The sequence below is a fragment of the Rhizobium sp. Leaf453 genome (assembly GCF_001425605.1).
GTDB lineage: Bacteria > Pseudomonadota > Alphaproteobacteria > Rhizobiales > Rhizobiaceae > Pararhizobium.
In genome coordinates this window covers 837,224-855,840 of sequence record NZ_LMRG01000001.1, presented here as the reverse complement: position 1 = coordinate 855,840, position 18,617 = coordinate 837,224, and the positions used below count along the sequence as shown (strand labels likewise).

The window sequence follows — 18,617 nt, the reverse complement described above, 5'->3', positions numbered from 1 at the left end:
AGGCCGAGCACCGTGTCGCTTCGCATCATTTTCATGGGAACGCCCGAATTTTCGGTGCCGACGCTGGCGGCGCTGGCGCAGGCCGGCCACAAGGTGGTTGCGGTCTATACCCAGCCGCCGCGGCCGGGCGGACGCCGTGGCCTCGACTTGCAGAAGTCGCCTGTGCACCAGGCGGCCGAACTGCTGGGCATTCCCGTTCTGACACCCGTCAACTTCAAGGATGCCGCCGACCGGCAGACCTTCCGCGATTTCGATGCCGATGTCGCCGTCGTCGTCGCCTATGGCCTGTTGCTGCCGGAGGAGATTCTCAACGGCACGCGGCTCGGCTGCTACAACGGTCATGCCTCTCTTCTGCCGCGCTGGCGGGGTGCCGCGCCGATCCAGCGGGCGATCATGGCCGGTGATCACGAGACCGGCATGATGGTGATGAAGATGGACAAGGGGCTCGATACCGGCGACGTCGCGTTGACCAAGGTTGTCGCCATCGGCCCAGACATGACGGCGGCCGAACTGCACGACCGGCTCATGCTCGTCGGTGCAGGGCTGATGAAGGAAGCGATGGACAAGCTCGATGGCGGCGATCTGCCGCTGACACCGCAGTCCGAGCAGGGCGTGATCTACGCCGCCAAGATCAGCAAGGCCGAGACGCGGATCGATTTTTCGAAGACCGCTGTCGAAGTCCACAATCACATTCGCGGCCTGTCGCCCTTTCCGGGCGCCTGGTTTGAACTGGAGATCGCCGGCAAGCCCGAGCGTGTCAAGGTCCTGTCCTCCAAGGTCGAGACTTCCGGTGGGGAAACCGGAACGGCGCTGTTCGGCGACCTGACGATTGCCTGCGGCGATGGTTCTGTGCGCCTGACACGGCTGCAGAAGGCCGGCGGCAAGGTGCTGGGTGCAGACGAATTCCGCCGGGGCACGCCCGTCCCTGCCGGCACAAGGCTCGCCTGATGCCGCGCTTTCGTATGACCATCGAATATGACGGCTCGAACTATGTCGGCTGGCAGCGGCAGGACAATGGGCCATCCGTCCAGGGCGCGGTCGAGAAGGCAATTCTGTCACTGATGCAGGAGCGTGTGGTGATCCGTGGTGCGGGACGCACCGATTCCGGCGTCCATGCCTGCGGGCAGGTGGCGCATGCGGATTTTTCCCGGCAGTGGAAGCCGGATACACTGCGCAACGCGCTGAACGCGCATCTGGGACAGGCGGGCGAGCAGGTGGCAATCCTCGAGACGGCGGAGGTGCCCGATGATTTCGACGCCCGCTTCTCCGCGCTCCGGCGGCATTATCTCTACCGCATCATTTCACGGCCCGCACCGCTGGCGCTGGAGGCACGACGCGCCTGGTGGGTGCCGAAGCCGATCGATCATGACGCGATGCACGCGGCGGCGCAGGTTCTGGTCGGGCGCCATGATTTCACGACCTTCCGCTCGACCCATTGCCAGGCCAACAGCCCAGTGCGCACGCTCGACCGGTTGGACGTCACCCGCAATGGCGATGTGATCGAGATGCGGGCGACGGCGCAGAGTTTCCTGCACAACCAGATCCGCTCCTTTGCCGGTACGCTGAAGCTGGTCGGTGACGGACGCTGGACGCCGGAGGATGTACGCAAGGCCTTGGAGGCACGGGACCGCAAGGCCTGTGGCCCGGTCGCGCCCCCGGACGGGCTTTATTTCATGCAGGTCGATTACTGAAGCGACGCTGCGTAGATCGGCATCAGCCCGAAAAACGACGGCAACGCCTCGCTCAGCATCAGCGATGGCAGGATCAGCAGTGCCGAGATCGCCGACGCCAGCAGCAACTGTTCACCGGTGATGGTTTTGATCAGCCGGAAGATCGCCGTGAAATTGGCGATCAGCAGCAGGAAGGACAGGAGATAGGCCAGCCCTTCGCTGCCTGGAATAACCAGCCTGATCGTCAGGGGCACGGCCATGGCATAGACGGTCGGGACTGACAGCCAGTTGGTGGTGATGATGATCGATGCCAGCAGGTCGGCATAGCCCAGTGGCTTGGCCAGGATCGCGATCAGGACAAGCGGCACGATCCAGATCGTGACATCGACGAGGAACAGCTTGACGATGAACGGCAATCCCGTTGCCGTGCCCTGTGGCATCTGCTCCAGATAGAACAAGCGCCACGCCGCCCAGCCGACGGCCATGGCGGGCAGGCACCAGAGGAAGGCTGCGAAGGAGCGCCAGACGCCGGAGGCGGAGATGTCGAGCCAGTCGAAGCCGCTCCGGTCGCCGAGGATCAGGAGCCAGAGGCCCTTGATGTAATATCCGATTTCCTCAATCTGCGGCATGACCGAACCAGCGGCTGATGAAGGTCTCGTAGATGTTGGTCAGCGTCTCCAGATCGGCGACGGCGACGCGCTCATCGACCATATGCATCGTCTGGCCGACCAGGCCGAACTCGACGACCGGGCAGTAATCCTTGATGAAGCGCGCATCGGAGGTGCCGCCGGTGGTCGAGAGCTTCGGCTCACGGCCCGTAACGGCCTCGACGGCGCCGGAGAGCGATGCGATCAGGGCATTGTTGCGGGTCAGGAAGACATGGCTCGGACGCTCGCTCCAGACGATATCGTATTTGACCGGCGCGCGGCCGGGGCGCAGCACGCCATCCGCCGCAGCGCTGTCGAGCCGCGCGATGATTTCCGCCTTCAAGCTATCGGCCTCCCAGGTATCGTTGAAGCGGATGTTGAAGCTGGCCGATGCCCTGGCGGGGATGACATTGACGGCCTTGTTGCCGACATCGATCGTCGTCACTTCGAGATTGGATGGCTGGAAACTTTCCGTGCCGCTATCGAAAGGCGGGTCCATCAGCGCCTGGGTCAGCGCCAGAATGCCGCGCACGGGGCTGTCGGCGAGATGTGGATAGGCCGCATGGCCCTGAACACCGTGCACGGTGACGGTGCCGGACAGCGAACCGCGACGGCCGATCTTGATCATGTCGCCGAGCGTGTCCGGATTGGTCGGTTCGCCAACCAGGCATGCGTCCCAGCGCTCGCCCTTTGCCGCTGCCCATTCCAGCAGCTTGATGGTGCCGTTGATGGCCGGGCCTTCCTCGTCGCCGGTGATGAGGAAGGAGATCGAGCCCCTGGGTGGGCCGTTCTTTTCGATATAGCGGGCGACGGCGGCGGCAAAGCAGGCGATGCCGCCCTTCATATCGACGGCGCCGCGCCCGTACATTTCGCCGCCGGCAATATCGGCCGAGAAGGGGCCGTGCGTCCAGGCGGCCTCGTCGCCCACCGGCACGACATCGGTATGGCCGGCAAACATCAGGTGCGGCCCGTCGGTGCCGATGCGGGCATAGAGGTTCTCGATATCCGGCGTGCCGTCCTCGGTCGCCATCACTCTTTGCGTGGCAAAGCCCAGCGGCTTCAGCATCGCCTCCAGCGCCGTCAAGGCACCGCCTTCGGCGGGGGTAACGGACGGGCAGCGAATGAGGGTGGAGAGATTGGCGACGGGATCGGTAGCGGTCATCAAACAAGGCCTGTTGTTGTGCGGGCTTGGTTTAGCCGATCCATGCCGGACTGTCACGGGGTGAGGTGGGTGGTGTTTGGGCGCGCGCGCATGCGGGAGCTTAGTCGCAGCCATCCTCCCCGACATTTGCAGCTGCGGTGTTCTTTCGATAATGAAACATCCAGCCATTAGCGGACCGGAGGAACAGTCATGGAATATCGTCGCCTTGGAAAATCGGGCCTGAAAGTCAGCGAATTTTCCTTCGGATCCTGGGTGACATTCGGCAAGCAGGTCGATGGCGGCGATGCCGTGAGCCTGATGGCGCACGCCTATGACAACGGCATCAATTTCTTCGACAATGCCGAAGGCTACGAGAGCGGCAATTCCGAAATCGTGATGGGGCAGGCGCTGAAAACCCTGGCCTGGAGCCGCGACAGTTTCATCGTCTCCAGCAAGGTGTTCTGGGGCGGCGAAAAGCCGACGCAGCGAGGCCTTTCCCGCAAGCATGTGACCGATGCGGCTCATGCCGCTCTGAAGCGTCTGCAGGTGGACTATCTCGATCTCTATTTCTGCCATCGTCCGGATATCGACACGCCGATCGAGGAAACGGTGCGCGCCATGCACGACCTCGTCGCCCAGGGCAAGGTTCTTTACTGGGGAACGTCGGAATGGTCGGCCCAGCAGCTGACCGAGGCCTATGCCGTGGCGCGCGATCTCCGGATCACGCCGCCGACGATGGAGCAGCCGCAATACAATCTCTTCGAGCGCCAGAAGGTCGAGGCCGATTATCTTCCGCTTTACGATCTGATGGGGCTGGGCACGACAATCTGGTCGCCACTGGCCTCGGGTATCCTCACCGGCAAATACAACAGGGATATGCCGAACGACAGCCGGCTGAACCTTCCCGGCTACGAATGGCTCAAGGAAAAATGGTCGAGTGAAGCAGGTCGTGCGCAGCTGGAAAAGGTCAGGGAACTGACGGCGCTGGCCGACGAGGTGGGCCTTTCAACGACCCATCTCGCCCTGCTCTGGTGCCTTTCGAACCGGAACGTATCGACCGTCATTCTCGGCGCTTCCCGCAAATCGCAGCTGGAAGACAATCTGGCGGCGCTCGATCACAAGGATAAACTGACGCCGGACGTTCTGGCACGCATCGAAAAGATCGTTGGCAACAAGCCTGCGGCTCCGCAGCGATTCTGACGAAACCTGCCTTGTGCCCGGATGGAGGGGCCGGGCAATTGCGCGGTCTCATACTGCCGACAAACCCGGAAGCCGTTTATTTGACGACAGCCAATTCCCACTCTCCGTCGTACTCGCCCTTGTGGCGGGTATCCAGCGACCCGACGTCCGTCGGGTCAAAAGACTCTATTCAGCTCAATGACTTGAGCTGACTGGATTCCTGTGACGAGCACGGGAATGACGGGGAGGATGTTCGCCGCTGAATGTCCCAAGCAGCCCCTCAAAGTCGTCAGAGATAGACTTTGTCGGCAATCTCACATCGGGGCAATTTACATGACCTCGCGATAGGCGAGAGAAGGGCAGAACAGATGTCAATTCCGCCCCCCATTCGCCTTGATGACCTGTCCGTTCACCCAGCCGCTATCCGGGCTTGCGAGGAATGACACGACCTCTGCGATATCCTCTGGCTGTCCCAGCCGGCCAAGCGGGATGTCGTTGGTGAGGCGCTGCAGCACCTCCGCCGAGCGTCCGGCCAGCAGGAGTTCGGTGGCGACCGGGCCGGGGGCGACGGCGTTGACGGTGATGGCGCGGCTGCCGAGTTCCTTGGCGAGTGTATGGGTCATGGCTTCGACGGCCGCCTTGGTCGCGGCGTAGAGACCGTTACCGGGGGAGTAATGGCCGATGATGCTGGTCGACAGGTTGATGATCCGGCCGCCATCGCGAATACGCCGGGCGCCTTCACGCATGCCGTTGAAGGTGCCGGTGAGATTGACCGCGATCAACCGCTGGAAATCCTCGTCGGAGAACTCAGCAAGCAGGCCGAACCTGCTGATTCCGGCATTGTTGACAAGCACATCGACCGGCCCGAGTTCCGCTTCGGTGCGCTCGAACAGGGAGGCGACGTCCTTCGCGTCGGAGACATCGGCGCGAACGGCGATCGCCCGGCCGCCTGCGGATTCGATGTCGGCGACGACCTTTTCCGCCTCACCGGCGTTCGAGGCATAGTTGACGACTGCCCGAAAGCCGTCGGCAGCAAGTTGGCGGGCAATGGCGGCGCCTATGCCTCTCGATGCGCCGGTGACGATTGCGGTTCTGGTGTTGTTGGGCATGTCATGGTCTCCATTGATTGATGGGACAGGTCGCCAGCCGCTGGCTCCCCTTGCATCCTGATCGATGCAGCGCAATATGAGCGATTATTCGCTTTTTGCTACTCGCGTTCCCGGCCATGATCGACAACCCCACGAAACCCCGCTCAATCCCGAGAAAAGCGCCGAAACAGGCGCGTTCGCAGGCAACGGTCGATGCGATCGTGGAGGCTGCGGCTCGCATTCTGGAGGAGCGTGGCCATGAGGGATTTTCCACCAATGCGGTGGCGGAGAAGGCAGGGGTCAGCGTCGGCTCGCTCTACCAGTATTTTCCGCGCAAGGATGCGTTGATCGGGGCGCTGATCCTGCGGGAGACCCGGGCACTGGTCGAAAGCGCGGAGGGCTCAGTCGGTGAGCCGACCGGCGAGGCGGCCGTGTCGGCGTTGATCAGTCCCTGTGTCGAGCAGCAATTGCGCCGGCCGGCGCTCGCACGCCTGCTGGATTTCGAGGAGGCGCGCCTGCCGCTCGATGCCGATACCGAGTTGGTCAAGGAACGGTTTTTCGAGCTGACGCGTCACATGCTGTTGCGCCCGGACCTGCCGCCGCAGGCGGATATCGAAACTGCCGCGCGCGACGTGGTGGCGATCATCAAGGGCATGGTCGATGCCGCGGGCGAACATGGCGACGGGGACCGGGCCGCGTTGTCGCTGCGGGTGAAGCGGGCCGTGCTTGGTTATCTCGGCACCGCGCCCCAGGCGTAAGACAAGAAAAATGCCGGAGGAGGGTTGTCCAAACCGGCATACGATCATCCATGTTCGACGGAGGCTGAAGACAGCCTCCGTCGGTTACCAGCCGCGCCAGCCGGTCGAGGCGACCAACTCGTTGCGGATGAAGGCGACATCGCCGGAGCGCGAGATGGCGCGGCTTCCCGGCAGACGGGCGCGATGGTGGAGCAGGCCCGACAGGTGACGTGCCGACGGCGCGGGGAGATCGTCATCGGAGAGATCCAGCATGTCGAACCGGGCCGGATCGATCGAGACGACGCGGATACCCTGATCAACGAAATCCTTGGCGAGGCCGAGCGTCAGCATGTCGATCGCGCCCTTGATGGTGGATTGCGTCTCTTCGTCCGGTGTCGCGGCGCAATGCTCGGGCGAGCTCATGTTGATGATGATGCCGCCCCGGCCGTTGAACTGGCGCGCCGCTTCCTGACACATCAGGAAGGTGCCGAAGACATTTACCGCAAAGGCACGGCCGGCATCATCCGAAGCGTCGACCGGCTCGGCTCTGAAAATGCCGGCATTGTTGACGACGATGTCGGGCGTGCCGAAAATCTCGACCGTGGCCCGGAAGATGCGGCGCACGTCCTGCGCCTTCGAGACGTCTCCCTGCACGGCGATGGCACGGCCACCCCGCCGGACGATGCCGGCGGCAACGCGCACTGCGCCCTCGCTGTCGGTGGCGTCGTTGAGCACGACGGCGGCACCTTCCGCCGCGAGGCGGGCAGCGATGCGGGCCGTCGGTCCATTGGCGGCGCCGCTGACGATAGCGATTTTTCCGGTCAATCTTGTCATGGGATCATCCTTGATTCTTCGGACTTCAGCCGTCCGATATCCCAAGCATGCGGCAGACAAGGCCCCATGCGTTACAGCGATCCTGCGAGATTTATATGTGATCCTGCAAATGTTGGGGTGGAGACATTTCACCCGGCGGCTTTCGATACTAGCTTGTCTTCAACGGAACACACAGCGATCCAGGGCAGAAACATGCAGACACAGACAGGCAATATTGAGAAAATCGCCGATCTCATTTCGCGCCACGTCGTGGGCGAAGGATCGCAGCAGACGATCATCGACAACCTGTTCATCGGCCGCCAGACATCGCCGACAGTAATGACCCATTCGGCCTATCGCCCGGTCTTCGCGCTGGTCGTCGGTGGCGAAAAGAGTATCAAACTCGGGCATGAAGTCTACAATTACGGGGCTGGCGACTGTCTTGTCGTGTCGGTCGACCTGCCTGTCAGCTCCAAAACGGTGGTCGCGAGCCCCGACAAGCCGCATCTCGGCCTTGCCATGGTGATCGACCCCGACAGGGTCCGCGAGGTGCTGCAGCGGATCGCGGTGCCGACAGTGGCGGCAACAGCCAATGGTACAAGGGGCTTGGCGGTCACCAAGGCGCCGCCGTCCCTTGTCGATGCGACGCTGCGCTATATCCAGCTCCTTGATACTCCAGACGACATTCCGGGCGTCGCGCCGCTGATCGAGCAGGAAATCCTCTATCGTCTGCTGACCGGCGTGCACGCACCGCGTCTGATCCAGATTGCTACGGCCGATACGCCCGGTAACCGCATCGCGAAAGCGATCGCCTGGCTGCGCGAAAACTATGCCCGAGCACTGCGGATCGAGGACCTCGCAGACCATGTCGGCATGAGCGTTTCCTCGCTGCACCATCATTTCAAGGGCGTCACCGCCATGACGCCGATGCAATACCAGAAGCAGCTCCGGCTCAACGAAGCGCGCCGGTTGTTGCTGGTCGAAAATCTCGATGTCGGCACGGCCGGGCATCGGGTCGGCTACCAAAGCCCCTCCCAGTTCGGGCTCGAATATACCCGGCTTTACGGTCTGTCTCCGTTGCGCGACCTCGCCGCGCTCAGAACGCAGGCGGCGGCCGAATAGAGCGCAGCACAGTTTACCCCGGGGACGCTGGCGAGACAGCGCTGGCGCCCCATATCACCGACCACCCAGCCCGCTTTGCCGGGCTTCCCGCCACACCTATGGATAAATGGAGCACACCATGCGTTACAATCAGCTTGGCAAGACTGGCCTGTTCGTTTCGGAAATCTGCCTCGGCACCATGACCTTCGGGCCGGCGAGCGAGGGCATGTGGGGTTCGATCGCCGACGTCGATCAGGACGCCGCCGACCGGATCGTCCGGCATTCGCTTGATGCTGGCGTCAATTTCATCGACACGGCCGATGTCTATTCCAACGGCATTTCCGAGGAGCTGCTCGGCCAGTCGCTGATCAATCTCGGCGTCGACCGCAAGGATGTCGTCATTGCCACCAAGGTCTATGGCCAGATGGGCGACGGGCCGAACGATCGCGGCGCCTCGCGCGGGCATATCATGGATTCGGTCGAGGCGAGCCTCGATCGCCTGCAGATGGATCATATCGACCTCTACCAGATCCACGCGACCGACCCAATCACGCCGATCGACGAGACGCTCCGGGCGCTTGACGATCTCGTCACCGGCGGGCTGGTTCGTTATATCGGCATCTCCAACTGGCAGGCCTGGCGCATCGCCAAGGCGCTGGGCATTTCCGAGCGCAAGGGCTTTGCCCAGTTCGACAGCCTGCAGGCCTATTACTCGATCGCCGGCCGTGATCTCGAGCGCGAGATCGTGCCGCTGCTGACCGAGGAGAAGATGGGCCTGATGGTCTGGTCGCCGCTCGCCGGCGGTCTCTTGTCGGGCAAGTACGGTCCGGGCGCGCCGGGCAATGGCGAGGGCCGCCGTGCCGCCTTCGACTTCCCGCCCGTCAATACCGATCGGGCCTGGGATTGCGTTGCCGCCATGCGTGAGGTTGCCGCCAAGCATGGTGCCAGCGTTGCCGAGGTGGCGCTCGCCTTTATCCTCGCCAAACCGTTCGTCACCAGCGTCATCGTCGGTGCCAAACGGGTTGAGCAGTTGGAGGAAAACCTGAAGGCGGTGGATCTGAAGCTGGATGCGGAGGATCTGGACAAGCTCAACGCTGTCAGTGCGCTGCCGGCGGAATATCCCGGCTGGATGCTGGAGCGTCAGGGCGCAGCCCGGCGGCCGAAGCCGTTCGTGCCTAAGGCGTAACACGGTAAATCGGCGGTCTTTCGACATCGTTGCGGGGAGCAGGCTTGCATGTTTGCCGCATTGCGCAGACAAGGAATAGTCTGCTCCCTCTTCGTCAGTCGAAAGTAACGCGTTGAACGACAATCCCCTTGCCGCCGTCGATGTCATTGCGCAGATCAGCGCCGTGCCGACGATCCTCGACGTTGTCTGTAAAACGACGGGCATGCGCTTTGCGGCCGTGGCGCGCGTGACGCAGGACCGGTGGATTTGCTGTGGCGTGCAGGACAATCTGTCGTTCGGGCTGGAGCCCGGCGGCGAGTTGAAGATCGAATCGACGATCTGCAACGAAATTCGCGATCACCGGCAGGCAGTCATCATCGACAATGTTGCCGAGGATCCGCATTACGCCACGCATCATACGCCGCAGATTTATGGGCTGCAAAGCTATATCTCGGTGCCGATCACGCTGGATGACGGCTCTTTCTTCGGCACGCTCTGCGCCATCGACACCGTGCCGCGCACGCTGAATACGCCGGAGATCGCCGGCATGTTCACGCTGTTCGCAAAGCTTATTGCCTTTCATCTCGAAGCTCATGATCGGACCGATCAGGAGCGGCAGGCAAGCGAATTGCGCGAGCAGTTCATCGCCGTCTTGGGCCACGACCTGCGCAATCCTCTGGCGTCGATCGATGCGGGAACACGGATGCTGCAGCGGACGGTTACCGACGACAAGGGCAAGTCTGTCATCGGCCTGATGCAGAAAAGTATTTCCCGTATGTCCGGCCTGATCGACAACGTGCTCGATTTCGCCCGCGGGCGGCTGGGCGGCGGGATACCGATCGAGCAGGCGGATGAAGTGCCGCTGCGGCCGGTGCTTGAACAGGTGGTCGCCGAATTGCGGATGGCCAATCCGGAGCGGCGGATCGACAGCGAACTGACGGACACGGTGGTGCGCTGCGACGAGGGCCGGATCGGCCAGCTTCTCTCCAATCTTCTTGCCAATGCGCTCACGCATGGCGATCCCGAAGGGCCGATTCAGGTTGTATCTTCGGTCGTCGAAGACCGGTTCGAACTGTCGGTGGCCAATGGCGGCGAGCCCATTCCTGAGCAGGTTGTCAAGGATATGTTCAAGCCATTCGTGCGGGCAGCTCATTCGTCCAGTGCGCAGGGGCTGGGTCTCGGGCTCTATATCTCGTCTGAAATCGCCAAGGCGCACAAGGGCAAACTGCAGGTGGTCTCGCCGCCAGAGGAAACGCGCTTCACCTTTTCTATGCCGCTGCGGTGAAGGTTACCGGCTGCGGCCGAGGGCATCCTCATCGGGAAGGCCGGGCCACAGGCACAACACGACGAACATCACGAAGCTGAGCACCGGGATGAACAGGCAGATGGCATACATGCCGGGATAGCCGACATCATGCAGCCGCTTGATCGTGAGCATGACGATCGACACGGTCGAGACGAGCCCGGCGGCGACGAGGGCCAGCGTCCAGAGCGCCAGCGAGATATCGTTGTCCTGGACCGCCAATATCCTGGCGCAGAAGAAACAGCCGACGACGATCCAGAACAGCCAGCCGAGAAAATAGGGCAGACGGCCAATGCGGCCGGAGGGGCTGAAGAACAGCCAGGATATGGTCTGTTGCCCCTCCGTCGCCATGATCAGTCTCGCAGCAGTTCGTTGATGCCGGTCTTGGAGCGGGTCTTTTCATCGACGCGCTTGACGATGACAGCGCAGTATAGGTTCGGAGCGACGATGCCGTTCGGCATGATCGCGCCGGAGCCCATCGAGCCGGCAACGACGACGGAATAGGGCGGCACTTCGCCATAGGTCACTTCGCCGGTGGCGCGATCGACGATCTTGGTCGACTTGCCGATGAACACGCCCATGCCGAGCACCGAGCCTTCGCGCACGATGCAGCCTTCGACGACTTCCGAGCGGGCGCCGATGAAGCAATTGTCCTCGATGATCGTCGGGCCGGCCTGCATCGGCTCCAGCACGCCGCCGATGCCGACGCCGCCGGAGAGGTGCACATGCTTGCCGATCTGGGCGCAGGAACCGACGGTTGCCCAGGTATCGACCATCGTGCCTTCACCGACATAGGCGCCGAGATTGACGAAGGACGGCATCAGGATGGCATTCGGGGCGATATAGGCGGAGCGACGAACGACGGCGTTCGGCACGGCACGGAAGCCGGCGTCGCGGAACTGGTTTTCACCCCAGCCTTCGAACTTCGATGGCACCTTGTCCCACCAGGTCGACTGGCCGGGACCGTTCTTGACGACTTCCATGTCGTTGAGGCGGAATGACAGGAGAACGGCCTTCTTCAGCCACTGATTGACCGTCCAGTTGCCGTCGGAGCCACGCTCGGCGACGCGCACCTTGCCGGCATCCAGAAGGTTCAGCGCGGCTTCCACCGCATCGCGGATCTCGCCTTTGGTCGAAAGGGTCACGGTGTCGCGATTGTCGAAAGCGGCGTCGATGGTCTTCGACAGGGCGGCGAGATCATGGGTCGTCATCGGAATTCCTTAAACTTCGGCGGATATCGTCAAATGCTCTAGTGCATGATCCCGAAAAATTGAAGTGGTTTTCGGTTGCGGTCTGCGGCGGATGAAGGTGTATGGCACGGAATGGCTGCGGGGTGATTTGATCCGTAGCGCCCGATGCATCGGAAGGAGCATCCGGCAGCGATGATTTGCTGCCGGTTTGCGGCAGGAAAGTGTGACATGGCAAGAATGAAGAAACGCAATCTGCGGCGCAAGGATGGGGTCTGGGACCCGCTGGTCGACAGCGAACAGGCAAAACACCGTGCGGCCGGCGTACCGCAAACGCCGCAATCGATGTCTCCCGCTTACCGTCTGGCCTATGCCGATGACGATTTCCTGGCGCGCGAGGAACTGCGCCCGGTGCGGCTGCAGCTCGAGCTCCTGAAGACGGAAATGATGCTGGCCGAGCGCGGCATCAAGTCGACGGTGGTGATGTTCGGTGGCGCCCGCATCCCCGAGCCGGGCGGGGACGCCTGGGCGGCGAAGAACGACATCCAGCGCAAGAACCTGACAGCAGCCTCGATCTATTACGAGGAGGCGCGGAAATTCGCCAAGCTCTGCTCGCTGCATTCGGCCCAGACGGGATACAAGGAATACGTGGTTACCACCGGCGGTGGGCCGGGCGTCATGGAAGCCGGCAATCGCGGTGCCGACGAGGTCGGGGCGCCGTCGATCGGGCTCAATATCGTGCTGCCGCACGAGCAGGCGCCGAACCGTTACGTGACGCCCGACCTGTCGTTCAACTTCCACTATTTCGCCATCCGCAAGATGCATTTCCTGCTGCGCGCCAAGGCCGTCACGGTTTTCCCGGGCGGGTTCGGCACGCTGGATGAATTGTTCGAGACGATCACGCTGATGCAGACCGGCCGCATGGCGCTTGTGCCGCTGATTCTGTTCGGCGAGAAATTCTGGCGCACCGTTGTGAATTTTGATGCACTCGCTGAGTTCGGGACGATCGCGCCCAACGATGTCGACCTGATCCAGTTCGTCGAAACGGCCGACGAGGCCTGGGAGATCATCTCGAAATTCTACGAGACGGTTGACCCGGCATCGGTGCCGATGGCATCTGGAAAAAGGTAAGCTACAGCTTACCTGAAGATTGCTGAAGCCGCGCCCGAACCAAACAGCGTCGGGCGCGTTCTCCTGTTCATTCGCCAACACGGGAGAAAATCATGTCGCAGAGAAGCCTTTCCGAAGTTGCCAAGAAGATGCGCGATATCGATATTGCCATGCTGTCAACCCATACCGATGGTGGCGCCATCGCCGCACGGCCGATGAGCAACAATGGCGACGTCGAGTATGACGGCGATTCCTATTACTTCACCTGGGAAAAGTCGCGCATGGTCGATGACATCAGGAAAAATTCGAAGGTGGGCCTGTCCTTCCAGGGCAAAAAGGCCTTTTCGGTCGCCGTCGAAGGCGAAGCTGACGTGATCAAGGACAAGGAAGCCTTCAAGGAACACTGGACGCCGGATCTCGACGACTGGTTCAAGGACGGCATCGACACCAAGGGCGTGGTGATGATCAAGGTCAGCGCCGTGCGAGCCCATTATTGGGACGGCGAGGACGAAGGTGAGGTCAAGCTGCCGTCCGGCAAGCGCCACTGACACCGCCAGCGAAGGTGTCTATTGGCTATCCGTCGCAGTGACAGGCGGTCCTGTCTGTGGCAATGAGCCGGAATGAGAACCCTGCGGCTTGTCCTGAATGATAGAATGTCGGCTGGCGCCATTGCGGCGCTGGTCGGTTTTCTGCTGTTGGCGCAGGGTCTGTTCGGCGGCCTTGCGCAGGGAACGATGGCGAGTGCTGCTGTCGATCCGTTTAACATTCTCTGCATCGCGCATGAGACGGATGCCGCACAGAAACAGGGTCCCGGTGATCCGGTTCACGGCGTGCACGATCTCTGCGCGACGCTCTGCCAGTTCGCGGCGAGCGTCACGCCCGTCTTGCCCAGCCATGTGGCGGGCATCCTTTCTCCCGTCCAGCAGGCGGGCAAGCCGCAACCGGCCCGAGAGATCCTCCCCGCAGCCGTCCCGCGTGGCAATTTTGCCGAAGCGCGGGCGCCCCCCATTCTTCTCCGCATGACACCTTGAAGTCCTGTCGCGCATCCGTCGCGGCTGCCTCTTTTGCTTATCTGGAGAAAACCATGTCCGATTTCACGATCGGTCGCGCGAACGCTGCCGTACCGGCGCGTTCCTCGATCGACCTCTACCGCGCCGTCTGGCGCTGGCATTTCTATGCGGGACTGCTGGTCCTGCCCTTCCTTATCTCGCTGGCGGTAACCGGCGCGCTGTATCTCTTCCGCGACGAACTGGACGCGATCATCCATTCCTACCTGAAACAGGTTGAGATCCGCGACGATGCGGCGAGAGTGGCGCCGTCGGCGATGGTGGCTGCGGCGCTGGCCGCCTATCCCGGCACCGTCGCCAAATATACCGATGCGGCAACAGCGGATAGTTCGGCCGAGATCACCGTCAGCACGGAAACATCCGGCAAGCTCGCCGTCTATGTGAACCCCTACGACGGCAAGGTGCTGGGCGCGCTGCCCGATCGCGGAACGGTCATGTGGACGATTCGTTACCTGCACAGCCTGAAATATTTCGGCTCCTACGCCCGCGCATTGATCGAGATCGCCGCCGGCTGGTCGATCCTTTTGGTCGCCACCGGCATCTATCTCTGGTGGCCACGCAGCCAGACCGGCGGCGTGATCAGCATTCGCGGTACGCCGAAACGGCGGGTGTTCTGGCGCGATACGCATGCGGTCAGTGGCATCTTCGTTGGTTTCTTCATCGTTTTCCTCGCCGTGACCGGCATGCCTTGGTCGGGCGTCTGGGGCGAAAAGGTCAATGAGTGGGCGAACGGCAACAATTTCGGTTATCCCGCCGGCGTTTATGTCGGCGTGCCGATGTCGCAGCAACGGCTGGATACGATCGCCAAGACGTCATGGTCGCTCGAGCAGGCGCAGGTGCCGCAATCATCGACAGGTGGTGACGGCAAGGCCATGAGCCTCGATGCGGCGGTGGCAACGTTGGAAACGCTGGGCCTGGCGCGCGGTTTCGCGGTCAACATCCCCGCGACGCCGGATGGCGTCTATACTGGTTCCGTCTATCCCGATGACGTGTCGCAGCAGCGGGTCGTGCATCTCGACCAGTATACCGGCAAGCCGCTGATCGACATGCACTATGCGGATTACGGTCCCATGGGCAAGGCGCTGGAATGGGGTATCAGCGTGCATATGGGTCAGGAATTCGGGCTGGCGAACCAGCTGGTGCTGATGGCGGTCTGCCTCGCCATCGTCCTGCTCGCGGTCTCGGCCGGCATCATGTGGTGGAAGCGGCGGCCCAAGGACTCGCTCGGCGTGCCGCCCATGCCGTCGGACCGGCGGGTGTTTCGCGGCCTGATCGTGCCCTTGGCCATTGGCGGCGTGGTCTTTCCGCTCGTCGGCCTGTCCTTCGTCGTGATGCTGACGCTGGACTGGCTCTATCCGCTGTTCCGCCGCGCCATCCGCTTCGCGCCACCAGCGGCGGGTGCGTGATGGAAGACGGTGCCTGACGACGCCTGGCGTTCGGGTGGGTGAAATTGATTGGTTTTTGTGCTACGGTGCTCAAGCCTCACAACCGTGAGGACATCATCCGCGACCGTGCCGGCATGGCAGTATCGGGATTTCTTGCCAGCATTGGAACCGCACATGAGCCGCCCGACCGTCAGCCAGCTTGCTCCGCACGCTGCCAGTGAACCTCCGCTCCGCACCAATAAACTGCCGTTCGGCCAGTTCATCGAGGCGGAAAGCGATGATGAGATCGTCAACGTTCATGCGGTGATCCAGCATATGGACGTGCTGTTGCGCGTCCCGACCATTGTCACGGCTGCGGTCATGCCCGATGCCTGTCCCTCCGGATCAACCCCGGGTACGATCCCTGTCGCGGTGTTGTCGCCGCCAGGGACGCCATCCATCCCGGCTTCCATTCGGCCGACATCTGCTGCTCGATGGCCGTCACCTTCTTCAAGCGCAACGATCCGGTTTCCGACATGCTTGATGACGCGATGGCATCGACGCATTTCGGCCCGGGGACGCGGTCGGCCAGCGAAGTCGGGAAGAACAAGGAGCTTGCGACACTGATCGGCAAGTTCGCGAGGAACTATTTCCTGAAGGGGCTGGAAAAGCACGCCGAGCAACATTTCCTGACGCAGGGCGACGGAAATCACTTCCTCTATATCGGGGAAACCGAATCGGACCACTGGCGCGCCCTCGTTACCCATCACGGTTCGCGCGGTCTTGGCGCCCAGGTCTACAAGAGAGGGCTGGCCGCCGCTCAGAAGCACACGGCGATTCACGCGCCGAAGGTGCCGATGCACAATGCCTGGATCGATGCCAACAGCGACATTGGTGCGCAGTATTGGGAGGCGCTGCAACTGGTCCGCGAATGGACCAAGCTCAATCACTTCGCGATCCACCGCAAGATCGCGCTGCGGCTTGGCAATGCAATCAGCGGCCAATTCTGGAACGAGCACAATTTCGTGTTTCAGCGCGATGGCCTCTTCTATCACGGCAAGGGCGCGACCCCGTCGTTTCAAGGCTTCTCGCCTGATGACACCGGCCTCACCCTGATCCCGCTGAACATGGCCCAGCCGGTTCTGATCGCCGCCGACCGTCCCGACGCGCTTGGCTTCGCACCGCATGGCGCCGGTCGAAACTTGTCCCGTAACGCGCACTTGCGTCGTCTGGTGGAAGAATTCCGGGCCGAGGCCAGTGGGCTCAGCCCGGATAACATTGCCGCGATTGTCGGCCGGGAGACAAAGGGTCTCGATATCCGGTTCTTCACCGGCAAGCCCGATATCTCGGAATTGCCGAGTGCCTACAAGAATGCCGAGCAGGTGGCGAGCCAGATTGAAAAGCACAAGCTGGCCCATATCACCGAACGCATCATGCCGCTCGGCTCGATCATGGCCGGCGAGATGAACTGGAACCGCGCTGGCCGCTGACTCTTTGCCAGCGCGGGGGATCGTTCTTTCACTGACCGTCACATCACGGACGGCAGATACGCTCAGATCTTCTTGGTGAAATCCGATGCGTCGATGAAGCCGTCGCCGTTGGTGTCGCGGCGCTTGAACATCTTGCCGGCCTGTTCGGTCACCTCGGCGAGGCTCAGCGTACCGTTGTTGTCGGTATCGGCATGCTTGAACATCCTGGGCCGCATTCCGGGCATCATTGCCGGGCGCATGTCCTTCAGCTTTTCCATCGCGGCGGTCTTTTCATCGCCGGTCTTGTCCTTTGCGGCGCGCCATTCCTTGCGGGCTTCGCGGAAGGCCTCGCGCTTGGCCTTGATCTCATCGCGTGAGACCTGGCCATCGCCATTGGTATCGAACGCCTTGAATGCGTCGGAAGCCCGCGCTTGGGCTTCCTCCAGCGAAATCTTCTTGTCGCCGTTGGTATCGAGGCGCTTGATCATGAACTCGGCGCGCTGTTCCGGCGTCGGCTTCTGCCGGGCGGCGAATGTGGGGGCGACGAGGCTGGTGAGAGCGACGCTGGTGGCGACGACGCCGAGGATGAGAGTGTTCTTGCGCATGTCGGATCCTTTCAGTGATCGTTGTCCCTGAATGAAAGGATAAACGGGATTGCTCCCCGCGCCAGTTACATTTTTGTAATACAACCAATTGATACAAAAGGGATTTTTATGTGTCCGAAATGTGTTTGAAGATGGCTGTCAGGATATCAGCCGGGTCAGGAAACCTGTCAGGTCCTCGGTGATGAAATCGACATCGTTGTTGTCGTCGCTGGTCTTTTCCCAGGCTTCGGCAAACTCGTATTCGAAATTCTGCGGCACCAGCAGCACGGTCTTCATGCCCAGCGCTTTCGGCACGACCAGATTGCGCGGCAGGTCCTCGAACATCGCGGCACGCTTCGTATCGACGCGGTGCAGGCTCATGAACTTGTCATAGGTATCGCCGGCGGGCTTGGGCACGTAATCGGCGGCGACGATGTCGAAGATGTCGTCGAAATGCTCGAGGATGCCGAGCGCCCGGGCAGTCATTTCCGCATGCGGGACGCTGCCATTGGTGAAGATGAACTTGCGGCCGGGCAGGGCCTTGATCACCTCACCAAGGGCTGGATTGGCCGGCACGACGGTGTAATCGATCGCATGCGCTTTTTCGAGGAAGTCGTTGGGGTCAATGCCGTGATGGATCATCAGGCCCTGCAGCGTCGTGCCGTGATCGCGGTAATACTGCTTCTGCAGCGCCTTGGCATCGACCGGGTCCATCTGCAGCAGGTTGGCGACAAAGGCCGTCATGTTGCGGTCGATCTGCGAGAACAGATTGACGTGATGCGGATAGAGCGTGTTGTCGAGATCGAACACCCAATCGGTGATATCAGCGAAATCGGCTTTGGTCGGCAGGCGGTCGAGCTTTGTCATGGCCGCCTTATGCCATGGGCCGTGGCCGACGCAAAAGGGAAATGCGGCACCGACAGTGATTTCCGCATCACGCTTCAAACAATTTGCGCCAACCGTCACGCCGGCGTGATGGATTCGCGCGCGGC

General features: G+C 61.9%; 22 protein-coding genes. 12 read left to right on the top strand and 10 right to left on the bottom strand.

Translation table 11 applies throughout. The annotated features are described in order from the left end of the window. Positions 1–12: 12 nt before the first annotated feature. Complete coding sequence (gene fmt, locus ASG68_RS04145) at positions 13–948, top strand: methionyl-tRNA formyltransferase (protein WP_062582894.1); 936 nt, start codon at positions 13–15, stop codon at positions 946–948. Then, a complete protein-coding gene (truA, locus tag ASG68_RS04140; protein WP_062582896.1) occupies positions 948–1,691 on the top strand; it encodes a tRNA pseudouridine(38-40) synthase TruA in 744 nt (247 codons plus the stop codon). Before fmt ends, truA begins: the two co-directional genes overlap by 1 nt. On the opposite strand, the gene ASG68_RS04135 is transcribed toward truA, so the two are convergent. Then, positions 1,685–2,299: a hypothetical protein gene (locus ASG68_RS04135; protein WP_062582898.1), complete on the bottom strand. Its 615-nt coding sequence runs from the start codon at positions 2,297–2,299 to the stop codon at positions 1,685–1,687. The genes truA and ASG68_RS04135 overlap by 7 nt on opposite strands. Continuing rightward, positions 2,286–3,479 carry a succinyl-diaminopimelate desuccinylase gene (dapE, locus tag ASG68_RS04130; RefSeq protein WP_062582900.1) on the bottom strand — a complete coding sequence of 398 codons (1,194 nt, stop codon included), beginning with the start codon at positions 3,477–3,479 and terminating at the stop codon, positions 2,286–2,288. The genes ASG68_RS04135 and dapE overlap by 14 nt, the downstream gene beginning before the upstream one ends. 189 nt (positions 3,480–3,668) lie before the next feature. Between dapE and ASG68_RS04125 the strand changes: the two genes are divergently transcribed. Next, positions 3,669–4,658, top strand: a complete 990-nt coding sequence (locus ASG68_RS04125) for a potassium channel beta subunit family protein (protein ID WP_062582902.1) — start codon at positions 3,669–3,671, stop codon at positions 4,656–4,658. A gap of 350 nt (positions 4,659–5,008) precedes the next feature. Here the strand turns inward: ASG68_RS04125 and ASG68_RS04120 are convergent, their stop codons facing one another. Further along, positions 5,009–5,746, bottom strand: coding sequence for an SDR family oxidoreductase (locus ASG68_RS04120; RefSeq protein ID WP_062603449.1), 738 nt, complete (start codon positions 5,744–5,746; stop codon positions 5,009–5,011). Between the two features lie 116 nt (positions 5,747–5,862). Here ASG68_RS04120 and ASG68_RS04115 point away from each other — a divergent pair, with 116 nt between their 5' ends. Continuing rightward, the gene (locus ASG68_RS04115) at positions 5,863–6,483 is read left to right on the top strand and encodes a TetR/AcrR family transcriptional regulator (RefSeq protein WP_062603448.1); all 621 of its coding nucleotides are present in this window, start codon (positions 5,863–5,865) and stop codon (positions 6,481–6,483) included. Positions 6,484–6,567: 84 nt separating this feature from the next. Here the strand turns inward: ASG68_RS04115 and ASG68_RS04110 are convergent, their stop codons facing one another. After that, entirely contained in the window at positions 6,568–7,296 is a 729-nt protein-coding gene (locus tag ASG68_RS04110; protein WP_062582904.1) for an SDR family NAD(P)-dependent oxidoreductase, read from the bottom strand. A 192-nt stretch (positions 7,297–7,488) separates the two neighbouring features. Here ASG68_RS04110 and ASG68_RS04105 point away from each other — a divergent pair, with 192 nt between their 5' ends. From ASG68_RS04105 to ASG68_RS04095, 3 genes are all read left to right on the top strand, one after another. Continuing rightward, complete coding sequence (locus ASG68_RS04105) at positions 7,489–8,397, top strand: AraC family transcriptional regulator (protein WP_062582906.1); 909 nt, start codon at positions 7,489–7,491, stop codon at positions 8,395–8,397. Positions 8,398–8,515: 118 nt separating this feature from the next. Next, positions 8,516–9,562, top strand: a complete 1,047-nt coding sequence (locus tag ASG68_RS04100) for an aldo/keto reductase (protein ID WP_062582909.1) — start codon at positions 8,516–8,518, stop codon at positions 9,560–9,562. A 112-nt stretch (positions 9,563–9,674) separates the two neighbouring features. Next, positions 9,675–10,826 (top strand): GAF domain-containing sensor histidine kinase, encoded by a 1,152-nt coding sequence (locus ASG68_RS04095; RefSeq protein WP_062609139.1) that lies wholly within the window; start codon positions 9,675–9,677, stop codon positions 10,824–10,826. 3 nt (positions 10,827–10,829) lie between these two features. Here ASG68_RS04095 and ASG68_RS04090 read toward each other — a convergent pair whose 3' ends face one another. Next, positions 10,830–11,195, bottom strand: coding sequence for a DUF805 domain-containing protein (locus ASG68_RS04090; protein WP_062582913.1), 366 nt, complete (start codon positions 11,193–11,195; stop codon positions 10,830–10,832). A gap of 2 nt (positions 11,196–11,197) precedes the next feature. After that, the gene (gene dapD, locus ASG68_RS04085; RefSeq protein WP_062582915.1) at positions 11,198–12,055 is read right to left on the bottom strand and encodes a 2,3,4,5-tetrahydropyridine-2,6-dicarboxylate N-succinyltransferase; all 858 of its coding nucleotides are present in this window, start codon (positions 12,053–12,055) and stop codon (positions 11,198–11,200) included. A gap of 207 nt (positions 12,056–12,262) precedes the next feature. Here dapD and ASG68_RS04080 point away from each other — a divergent pair, with 207 nt between their 5' ends. The 4 genes from ASG68_RS04080 to ASG68_RS04065 all read left to right on the top strand — a co-directional run bounded on the left by ASG68_RS04080 (position 12,263) and on the right by ASG68_RS04065 (position 15,614). Then, positions 12,263–13,162, top strand: coding sequence for an LOG family protein (locus ASG68_RS04080; RefSeq protein ID WP_062582917.1), 900 nt, complete (start codon positions 12,263–12,265; stop codon positions 13,160–13,162). Positions 13,163–13,254: 92 nt separating this feature from the next. Beyond that, positions 13,255–13,689, top strand: a complete 435-nt coding sequence (locus ASG68_RS04075; RefSeq protein WP_062582919.1) for a pyridoxamine 5'-phosphate oxidase family protein — start codon at positions 13,255–13,257, stop codon at positions 13,687–13,689. A 72-nt stretch (positions 13,690–13,761) separates the two neighbouring features. Then, the gene (locus ASG68_RS04070; protein ID WP_210173826.1) at positions 13,762–14,172 is read left to right on the top strand and encodes a hypothetical protein; all 411 of its coding nucleotides are present in this window, start codon (positions 13,762–13,764) and stop codon (positions 14,170–14,172) included. Between the two features lie 53 nt (positions 14,173–14,225). Beyond that, positions 14,226–15,614: a PepSY-associated TM helix domain-containing protein gene (locus tag ASG68_RS04065; protein ID WP_062582923.1), complete on the top strand. Its 1,389-nt coding sequence runs from the start codon at positions 14,226–14,228 to the stop codon at positions 15,612–15,614. Positions 15,615–15,707: 93 nt separating this feature from the next. Here the strand turns inward: ASG68_RS04065 and ASG68_RS32150 are convergent, their stop codons facing one another. Beyond that, positions 15,708–15,893 carry a hypothetical protein gene (locus ASG68_RS32150; protein WP_062582925.1) on the bottom strand — a complete coding sequence of 62 codons (186 nt, stop codon included), beginning with the start codon at positions 15,891–15,893 and terminating at the stop codon, positions 15,708–15,710. Then, a complete protein-coding gene (locus ASG68_RS32145) occupies positions 15,890–16,033 on the bottom strand; it encodes a hypothetical protein (protein WP_244484085.1) in 144 nt (47 codons plus the stop codon). The genes ASG68_RS32150 and ASG68_RS32145 overlap by 4 nt, the downstream gene beginning before the upstream one ends. Before the next feature lie 33 nt (positions 16,034–16,066). On the opposite strand from ASG68_RS32145, the gene ASG68_RS04055 reads away from it, so the two are divergent. Beyond that, positions 16,067–17,062: an RtcB family protein gene (locus ASG68_RS04055; RefSeq protein ID WP_062582927.1), complete on the top strand. Its 996-nt coding sequence runs from the start codon at positions 16,067–16,069 to the stop codon at positions 17,060–17,062. A gap of 62 nt (positions 17,063–17,124) precedes the next feature. Here the strand turns inward: ASG68_RS04055 and ASG68_RS04050 are convergent, their stop codons facing one another. Continuing rightward, positions 17,125–17,646 (bottom strand): EF-hand domain-containing protein, encoded by a 522-nt coding sequence (locus tag ASG68_RS04050; protein WP_062582929.1) that lies wholly within the window; start codon positions 17,644–17,646, stop codon positions 17,125–17,127. 138 nt (positions 17,647–17,784) lie between these two features. After that, positions 17,785–18,492, bottom strand: coding sequence for a pyrimidine 5'-nucleotidase (locus ASG68_RS04045; RefSeq protein WP_082478474.1), 708 nt, complete (start codon positions 18,490–18,492; stop codon positions 17,785–17,787). Positions 18,493–18,617: the final 125 nt, after the last annotated feature.